At 48.1% G+C, this 312-nt stretch carries 1 protein-coding gene; it reads left to right on the top strand.

The window, feature by feature from the left end; all coding sequences use genetic code 11:
- The coding region (locus MST27_RS22350; protein ID WP_243608026.1) for a hypothetical protein at positions 1 to 312 on the top strand (312 nt) is incomplete at both ends.

Here is a 312-nt window from a genome sequence, read left to right as displayed (position 1 = left end):
CAAAACCAATTGTACCTACAAACGTGCTGGAATTTGCGCCGGTCTCTACTATGGGCACTGCAATCCAGGATGTGCCATCTGGTGATATTTCCACCGTATTGTCAACGGCATCCGTCGTTGCAGTAAAGGACGCTGTCGATGCAGTGCTAAGGAAACTATCAGCAGTGGATGATTGTCCTCTTACAAGAGGTATTGCACTCGTTGACTCAGTACCAAGACTAAACGTGGAACTACCAAGAGACAACGGACTTCCAAATCCAGAGCCTGTCAATCCACTCCCGCTTGTTGGGATTACCCATACGAGGGAGTTAT

This window comes from Stutzerimonas marianensis (assembly GCF_022810315.1).
In the GTDB taxonomy this organism is placed as follows: Bacteria; Pseudomonadota; Gammaproteobacteria; order Pseudomonadales; family Pseudomonadaceae; genus Stutzerimonas; species Stutzerimonas marianensis.
This window is presented reverse-complemented; position numbering and strand designations above follow the sequence as displayed.